8 protein-coding genes are annotated in these 5,231 nt (G+C 64.6%); 1 reads left to right on the top strand and 7 read right to left on the bottom strand.

Translation table 11 applies throughout. From position 1 onward, the window contains the following. Positions 1-57: 57 nt before the first annotated feature. Positions 58-1,515: an FAD-dependent oxidoreductase gene (locus IQ35_RS20455; RefSeq protein ID WP_145076136.1), complete on the bottom strand. Its 1,458-nt coding sequence runs from the start codon at positions 1,513-1,515 to the stop codon at positions 58-60. Between the two features lie 48 nt (positions 1,516-1,563). On the opposite strand from IQ35_RS20455, the gene IQ35_RS20450 reads away from it, so the two are divergent. Beyond that, positions 1,564-2,076 carry a MarR family winged helix-turn-helix transcriptional regulator gene (locus tag IQ35_RS20450; protein ID WP_242003430.1) on the top strand — a complete coding sequence of 171 codons (513 nt, stop codon included), beginning with the start codon at positions 1,564-1,566 and terminating at the stop codon, positions 2,074-2,076. A gap of 100 nt (positions 2,077-2,176) precedes the next feature. Here the strand turns inward: IQ35_RS20450 and IQ35_RS20445 are convergent, their stop codons facing one another. The 6 genes from IQ35_RS20445 to IQ35_RS20420 are packed head-to-tail and all read right to left on the bottom strand — an operon-like array spanning position 2,177 to position 4,748. Next, entirely contained in the window at positions 2,177-3,064 is an 888-nt protein-coding gene (locus tag IQ35_RS20445) for an EamA family transporter (RefSeq protein ID WP_145076128.1), read from the bottom strand. Beyond that, positions 3,061-3,696, bottom strand: coding sequence for a histidine phosphatase family protein (locus IQ35_RS20440; RefSeq protein WP_145076125.1), 636 nt, complete (start codon positions 3,694-3,696; stop codon positions 3,061-3,063). Before IQ35_RS20440 ends, IQ35_RS20445 begins: the two co-directional genes overlap by 4 nt. Next, a complete protein-coding gene (locus IQ35_RS20435; RefSeq protein ID WP_242003428.1) occupies positions 3,693-3,878 on the bottom strand; it encodes a hypothetical protein in 186 nt (61 codons plus the stop codon). Before IQ35_RS20435 ends, IQ35_RS20440 begins: the two co-directional genes overlap by 4 nt. Further along, positions 3,865-4,056 carry a hypothetical protein gene (locus IQ35_RS20430; RefSeq protein ID WP_242003427.1) on the bottom strand — a complete coding sequence of 64 codons (192 nt, stop codon included), beginning with the start codon at positions 4,054-4,056 and terminating at the stop codon, positions 3,865-3,867. Before IQ35_RS20430 ends, IQ35_RS20435 begins: the two co-directional genes overlap by 14 nt. Positions 4,057-4,110: 54 nt before the next feature. Then, a complete protein-coding gene (locus IQ35_RS20425; protein ID WP_013038658.1) occupies positions 4,111-4,392 on the bottom strand; it encodes a helix-turn-helix domain-containing protein in 282 nt (93 codons plus the stop codon). After that, positions 4,389-4,748, bottom strand: coding sequence for a type II toxin-antitoxin system RelE/ParE family toxin (locus IQ35_RS20420; RefSeq protein WP_311768332.1), 360 nt, complete (start codon positions 4,746-4,748; stop codon positions 4,389-4,391). The genes IQ35_RS20425 and IQ35_RS20420 overlap by 4 nt, the downstream gene beginning before the upstream one ends. Positions 4,749-5,231 lie beyond the last annotated feature (483 nt).

Genomic DNA, 5,231 nt, shown 5'->3' with positions numbered 1-5,231 from the left:
ATGGGCATGCTCAACCACCATTTCGCAGCAGCCGCCTGATCGGCGCAGAGCGACAGCCTACCTCTGACTGCCGCCAATCTTTGCAACAGAGCCCGTAGCCCCAACATAGCCGTCTGGCCGGATGAGCAGCGCGCTGCCGTCCGCCAGGCCGAGCTGGTTCGACGGGTCGCGCAGCTCTACCCCCTGCCCGATCGTGACCACCCGCACCCCTTCACGCGCATCGGCCGCTGGCGTGTAACCAGACTGTGATATCAGCAAGGTCCAATGCGGGCCGGTCAGAATGTCGAACAGGCGGCGCGGTTGACCGGCTGCGCCCGTCAACATGGCATCGGGCATCCTATCCCCCGCAAGCGGACCGATCGCGCTGGTGCTTCCGTCATACGAGAGCGGGGATTCAGGATAGCCAAGGTCGAGCTGATGGGTGTCGCGCCCGCGCCGTGTTTCGCCGCGCTTCATTGCGTCGAGCAGCCTGGTCGCGAGGCCGAGCATTTCCGCCGCGATCGGGCGACGTTCTTCCTCGTAGCTGTCGAGCAACGAAGCAGGACCGCCCCGGAGAACCGTCGCCAGCTTCCAGCCAAGATTATAGGCATCCTGAACACTGGTGTTGAGGCCCTGCCCGCCAGTCGGTGGATGGGTATGCGCAGCGTCCCCAGCGAGGAACGCGCGCCCGACACGGTAGCGGTCGGCAAGTCGGGCGTTCATGTTGAAGGCCGAGGCCCAGGACACCGACTGGACGCGAATGTCCCGCCCGGTGCGCTCGGATACGAGCAACGAAAGGCCCTCCGCTGAAAGGTCAATGTCGCCTTCCAGTGGAATCGGCCCTTGAATCTGGAACAGGTCGGTGCCGGCGAGCGGGCAGATCGCGATTTGCCGCTGCATGTCGCCTTCGTTGAAGCGGTGCCACGCATCGCGATCAAGACCCGTCAGGGCAACATCGGCCACCAAGGCGCGCACGCCTAGCGTTTTGCCCGGAAAGTCGATGCCGAGCGCGTGGCGAACGAAGCTGCGCCCGCCATCGGTCCCGACAAGGTAGCGTGATCGCACGACCTCTTCTCCGGCCTGTCCGGCAAGTCGAGCCGTCACACCTTCATCGTCCTGTTCAAAGCCGATCAGCTCATAACCGAACATGACGCTATGCCCGAACTCGGCGAGCCGTTCGCGCATGACGCCTTCGGTGAGAAATTGCGGAATCATCAAGGGCGTGCGGTAAGGTTCGCCCGTCCTCGGTTCCTCGATTTCGGCGATGGCCGACTCTGCGAAGGTGCCATCTTCCCGATATTCCCGTTGCGGTGGATAGGGACCACCCGCAGCGGCGATCCGGTCAATGATGCCCAAATCCTCAAAGACTTCGAGCGTGCGCGGTTGTAGCCCCTTGCCGCGCGAGCCGCGAAACGCATCGTCCATCTTGTCGATCAGACGGAAGGCGATTCCGCGCCGCGCGAGCTCGATCGCCAGCGTGAGGCCGGCAGCGCCCGCGCCGCAGATCAGCACGTCAATTTCAGCTCGCTCTTCCATTAGGAATCTCCAATGTGCATTATGCACATATTTAAAGGAGGCCGGCTTGTGTCAACAGAAAATGTGCAAGATGCACATATCAAAGCGATGCTGCCCAAGCTGCATCGCTCCCTGATCGAGATCGTGAGCATCGTGAACCGGCCAGAGCGCGATGCGGCTCTGCTGGAAATGGCGGGTTTGACGCTGGAACGCGCTCTTTTTCCGCTGCTCGTTGGCATCGAGCGGTTGGGGCCGATCGGCGTGGTTGACCTCGCCGCAAGGGTCGGGCGCGACTATACGACCGTCAGCCGTCAGGTGGCTCGGTTGGAAGCACTCGGACTGGTCGAGCGTCGCTCTGGATCGGCCGACAAGCGGGTTCGCGAAGCGATCATCACGCCACGCGGAAAGGTGGCAACCGACGAACTCGACAAGGCCCGCGAGAAGATGGCCCTGGTCATGTTCAAGGACTGGTCGCGGAGCGATTTCGACGAGTTGGTCCGGTTGATGGAGGTATTCGCCGCCTGCATGACCGAAGAACCCGCCAGCGTCGCCACTGACGGGATCGTGCCCGACAGCCGTTAGGCCGCAGCCAGATATTCCCAGCGGCTACCCTTCCAATGAAGCTCGGCCCGCTGCGCGTTGCTGATCGCGGGCGGCTCTCCGGGCACGCCCGATCCAAGCATCAGGTTGCCGGAGCGCGCGGTCTGGAAGCGGCCATTGCACTTCCCGCCGACGCAACCATGATGAGGAGAATGGCGAACCACTGGATCGGCGTCAGCATCTCGCCCAGCACGACGAAGCCGGCCAGCGCGGCGACAGCGGGCGCGGCGCTGAGCAGGATGCCGAAGACATGGGCCGGCAAGCGGCGCATCGCTTCCATTTCCAGCGAATAGGGCAAGGCGCTCGACAGAACGGCCACCACAAATCCGATACCGAGGACCCAGGGAGTTAACAGTGCCGGGCCGGCGGCCACCGCGCCGATCGGCACATTGATGGCCGCAGCAATGACCATGCCCCAGGCCACCGCATCCCCGCCGAGTGTGTCGGAGACACGCTTTCCATAGACGATGTAGAGTGCCCAACAGGCCGCAGCGCCTCCTGCAAAAGCCAGCCCCAGCGGGTCGAGCGCCGCGCCCGCGCGCAGCGGCAGCAGCAGGACAAGACCGGTCACCGCAGCGGCGAACCAGGCGAGATCGCGCCGCGCCCGCGATCCCCATAGCACCACCGCCAACGGCCCCAGCACCTCGATGCCGGTCGCGACGCCGATCGGAAGGCGGGCGAAAGCCTGATAGATGAGAAGGTTCATCAGCCCGAGCATCGCGCCATAGGCGACCAGCGCGGGCACGATGGCGCGCGCGGGCATCCGCCGCCACGGGCGGCGCAGCGTGAGCAGCAGCAGTGCTGCCAGGGCGATGCGCAATCCGGTCACGCCGTAAGCGCCCACCACCGGAAACAGGTGCTTGGCGAAAGCGGCCCCGACATTCTGCGCCGCAAGGGATGCAACCACAGCGCCTGCGCCGATCAGCGGAGCGGAGGGGCGCGTCGACGAGGACCGGGCTGTTTCTATCATAACCCCGCACGGGCGGGTCGTGGCCTCGGAGAACATGCCCAGCGCCCGCCCTGCCAATGGAACCCGACCCGCTCCGCGTTGCTGATCGCGGGCGGCTCGCCCTTGCGCCAGAAGGCGCGCATCTTCGCGCGAGCATCCAGATCGGCGTCGGCGACGATCGCGCGGGCGGCCTGGATGAACTGCCCATGCCCGAACACATAGGCCAGCGATCCCACAGGCATGGCGGCGAGCCGCGTCAGCGCCGCCTCGCAGCGGCACAGCAGTGTGGCGAAGCTCTCCGCCCCCTCCCCGTCGCAATAATCCGGGTCCGCCTCGCGCCAATAGCGTTCGAGATGCGGCATCCGCTCCGCGCTGCGCGTGCCGTTCCAGCGCGACGGTTGCAGATAGGTGAACTCCTCTATCGGCCACGTCTTCACCGGCGCGTCGGGAAAGCGGGCGATGGTCGGTGCGGCGGTTTGCCGGGTGCGGGTATAGGGCGAGGTGACGATGAGCGATGGCGTGTCGGCCCAGCTCGCCGCGACCTGGCGCGCTTGTTCGTGGCCGCGCTCCGTCAGCTCGATCGCCGCGAGATCATGGCAGGGCACGCCGGCGTTGCCGGTGCTTTGGCCGTGGCGGATGAAAATCGCCCTCATAGCCGGTTGTCCCGGAGGTGATCGGGCGTCCAGCCTTCGGGCAATTCGTCGCCGGGTTCGGGAGGCCGATCGGGCACCTTGGCCAAGATGCGGTCAAGGCCATCCAATGTGGAGCCTTTGGAGCGCCGCCTGAAAAACTCCGCAGCCGTTTCCCCTTCGCGCGGCCGATCAATCGCCATCATGCAAATCCGTCATAAGGGCATCGACGCTGGGGAAGCGTGCCCCCTTCCCCGCTTCCAGTTCCTCGATCGCCGCGCGCGTCGCGGCTTGGCCGGTCAGTTCGGCCGTCGCCGTTTCGGCTTCGAACTGCGCCTTGCGCGCCTCATACTGGGCGCGGCGCTCCGGACTCCAATCCTTCATGCGATCAGCCACAAGATCGCGAAACGGGCGATGGCCTGCCATTTTGCCCGTCGCTCAGGCCGCTTCTTTCAACGTCAACTCGACGTGCAGATGGGCCGACGCCGCAATGTTGACGAGCGCATCCAGGGAGAACTTGGCCAGCTTGCCGCGCAGCAGATCATTGGTCCGGGGCCGGGTCAGCCCAAGCCGCTTGCCCGCTTCGTCCTGTGAGACATTCCAGCCCTGCACCACCTTGCGGATTTCATACAGCAAGGACGAGCGCAGTTTCAGGTTCGCGGCCTCCTGCTCGGTATCAGCGAGCGCGTCCCACACGTTCTCATAGATTTCCGATGTCATTGCTCCGCCTTCCATCGTTTCAACCTTTGCGCTGCGAGTTCGAGGTCTTTCTTTGCCGTTGCCTGCGTCTTTTTCTGGAACGCATGAAGCACCAAAACCCGGTCCTCCAACGTCGCCAGATAGATCACCCGGAACGCGCCCGATGCTTCCCGGATGCGAATTTCCCGAACGCCTTGCCCCACGGTTTTCATGGGCTTCCAGTCGTCGGGATCGTCGCCGCGTTGGACAAGCTCAAGCTGCCAACCGGCATCTATTCGCGCATCTTCCGGGAAGGCGCGAACATCGGCCTTGCTACTTCCCAACCACTCTACCGGCTTCATGGGGCCGGATGTATCAAAACAGAGACAGTAATTCAAGCTCCTTTGCCTTGGGCGTTCGGAGGCTGAGATTTGCGCCTGCCGCTGCGCGGCACCGTGGCCCTACTCGCTTCGCTCCCCAAGCCCGTAAACGGTCTTGGCCCAAGGTGACGACCCACATGGCGAGGGCGAGATCGCAAGCGGATCTCGCTGAATGGTGCCGGCGTGCGCCGGCGTCGATCCTTGTTCAGTGGGGAGAGGACGTTCCGCCCCCCTCTCCCCAGCAACGACAATCAGCGGGACCGTGGCTCACTCGGCTGCGCCTCGCTGCGCCCGCACCACTCCCGCAGATTCCCGCTGCCCCCCTCTCCCGCCGGCGTTCTTGGGCGTCCGTGTTCCGGCCGATGGCATGGCCATCGCCGGTCAGGCGATTGAAGGGAGTAAAGACGGCTCTGTTGCAAAGATTGGCGGCAGTCAGAGGTAGGCTGTCGCTCTGCGCCGATCAGGCGGCTGCTGCGAAATGGTGGTTGAGCATGCCCATGG

Source organism: Sphingobium wenxiniae (assembly GCF_007830065.1).
Lineage (GTDB): Bacteria > Pseudomonadota > Alphaproteobacteria > Sphingomonadales > Sphingomonadaceae > Sphingobium > Sphingobium wenxiniae.
The sequence above is the reverse complement of the archived record's forward strand: the minus strand, read 5'-3'. Positions and strand labels throughout refer to the sequence as shown.

What these genes read in the sequence shown, in the direction of transcription:
- IQ35_RS20455 (WP_145076136.1), bottom strand. Translation starts at nt 1,515, where the DNA reads ATGGAAGAGCGAGCTGAAATTGACGTGCTGATCTGCGGCGCGGGCGCT.
- IQ35_RS20445 (WP_145076128.1), bottom strand. Translation starts at nt 3,064, where the DNA reads ATGATAGAAACAGCCCGGTCCTCGTCGACGCGCCCCTCCGCTCCGCTG.
- IQ35_RS20440 (WP_145076125.1), bottom strand. Translation starts at nt 3,696, where the DNA reads ATGAGGGCGATTTTCATCCGCCACGGCCAAAGCACCGGCAACGCCGGC.
- IQ35_RS20435 (WP_242003428.1), bottom strand. Translation starts at nt 3,878, where the DNA reads ATGATGGCGATTGATCGGCCGCGCGAAGGGGAAACGGCTGCGGAGTTT.
- IQ35_RS20430 (WP_242003427.1), bottom strand. Translation starts at nt 4,056, where the DNA reads ATGAAGGATTGGAGTCCGGAGCGCCGCGCCCAGTATGAGGCGCGCAAG.
- IQ35_RS20425 (WP_013038658.1), bottom strand. Translation starts at nt 4,392, where the DNA reads ATGACATCGGAAATCTATGAGAACGTGTGGGACGCGCTCGCTGATACC.